1 protein-coding gene is annotated in these 2,068 nt (G+C 73.3%); it reads right to left on the minus strand.

Annotated features, from left to right (window positions below):
- On the minus strand, positions 1 to 1,716 hold a 1,716-nt coding region (locus tag EYA84_RS31005), incomplete at its 3' end, for a DEAD/DEAH box helicase (protein ID WP_131057749.1).
- Between the last annotated feature and the right edge of the window lie 352 nt (positions 1,717 to 2,068).

Below are 2,068 nucleotides of genomic sequence, written 5' to 3' on the forward strand. Positions count from 1 at the left end.
ATATGTGTATAAGAGACATTCTTCGAGCTGTTCGATGGTGGCCTGGGCGCTGGGCGGGCCACCGCAGAGGCGGCGGAGCTCGGCGTGGATCTTGCCGTGCGGCTGGCCGGTGCGGTGGTGCTGGGCGGCCACCAGGGCGTTGAGCTGACGACGTAGCGCGACCCGGCGCTGTGCGGCGTTCATCGGTGCCGGCGCGGGCGGGGCGGAGGGCTCGGCGGGCCGCTCGGTCGCGCGCCGCTTCCGGGCCGCCAGTTGCTCGGACTGCCGCTTGGACAGCAGCTCCGCCACCTGTGCCGAGGTCAGCAGCCCGGGCAGGCCCAGGTACTCCTCTTCCTCGGGCGTACCGGCCTGGGCGGCGGTGCCGAACGAGGCGCCGTCGAAGATCACCTGGTCGAGTTCGGCGGTGGCGGAGAGGGCGGCGAACCGCTTCTCCAGTTCGCCGCTGGCCTGGTCGTCGCGCTGGGCCCGCTCCAGCAGGTCGTCGTCGAAACCCTCGCGGTCCTTCGGCTTGCCGAGCACGTGGTCCCGCTCGGCCTCCATCTCGCTGGCCAGCCCGAGCAGGTGCGGAACGCTGGGCAGGAACACCGAGGCGGTCTCCCCCGGGCGACGGGCCCGGACGAACCGCCCGATCGCCTGCGCGAAGTAGAGCGGCGTGCTCGCACTGGTGGCGTAGACGCCGACGGCCAGCCGGGGGATGTCGACCCCCTCGGAGACCATCCGCACCGCGACCAACCACCGCTGCTCGGACGCCGCGAACGTCGCGATCCGGGCCGAAGCGCCCACGTCGTCGGAGAGGACGACAGCCGCCTTCTCGCCGGTGACCTGCTCGATGAGTTTGGCGTACGAGCGGGCGGACTGCTGGTCGGTGGCGATCACCAGACCGGCCGCGTCGGGCATGCCCGCCTCGCGCAGCACGGTCAGCCGGGCGTCGGCGGCCCGCAGCACCTGCGGCATCCAGTCCCCGGCCGGATCCAGGGCGGTACGCCAGGCCTGGGCGATGAGATCCTGAGTCATCGGCTCGCCCAGCCGGGCCGACAGCTCCTCCCCGGCGTTGGTGCGCCACCGGGTCTCCCCGGAGTACGCCAGGAACAGCACCGGCCGCACCACGCCGTCGCGCAGGGCGTCGCTGTAGCCGTACACCGAGTCGGCCCGGGACCGCAGCAGCCCGTCCCCACCCCGCTCGTAATCGACGAACGGGATCGGGTTGTCGTCGGAGCGGAACGGCGTGCCGGTCAGCATCAGCCGGCGTACGGCCGGTTCGAAGGCGGCCTTCACCCCGTCGCCCCAGGTGCGGGAGTCGCCGGCGTGGTGGATCTCGTCGAGGATGACCAGGGTGCGCCGGGTCATGGTGCGCCGCCGATGCACGTGCGGGGCCATGCCGACCTGCGCGTAGGTGATCACCGCACCGTGGAAGTCCGTCGACGAGTGCAGGTCGGCGTTACGGAACGCGGCGTCGAGCTGGATGCCGATCCGGGCCGCCGCGTCCGCCCACTGGGTCTTCAGGTGCTCGGTCGGCGCCACCACGGTCACCGCCTCGACGGTGCCGTCCGCGAGCAGCTCGGCGGCGATCCGCAGGGCGAAGGTGGTCTTCCCGGCACCCGGGGTGGCGACTGCGGTGAAGTCCTCGCTGCGTCGGCGCAGGTACTCCACCATCGCCTTGCGTTGCCAGGCCCGTAGGGGCGGGAACGTCTCGAGCGCCGGCGTCCGGGGTGCCACGGCTCGCTCCTCTCCGACCGCAGTGTCCCGACCGCAGGCCGGCGGACCCGGGTCGGGGGCGCGGTAGTCGCCCCACGAAAACGCCTCCGCGCAGAAGAAGCCGCGAAGGCCGACTCAGCATAACCAGGACCGGCGACCGGCCCCACGCGACGCCACACCGGACGTCCGGTGCCCTTCGCCACTGCCCGGCCGCAACGACCAGAGCGCCAGGTCACCGTGCCGCGTCGGCCTCCGCACCACGTCGTCTCGGCCACCGCGCCGCGTCCGCGACATGACGCCGCGTCCACCGGGTGGTGACGGCCGCAGCGGCGGCGGTCGCGGTCACTCCGGCGGCGGGCCGGACGCCCCGGCG

The sequence above is a fragment of the Verrucosispora sp. SN26_14.1 genome (genome assembly GCF_004307965.1).
Taxonomy (GTDB): Bacteria; Actinomycetota; Actinomycetes; order Mycobacteriales; family Micromonosporaceae; genus Micromonospora.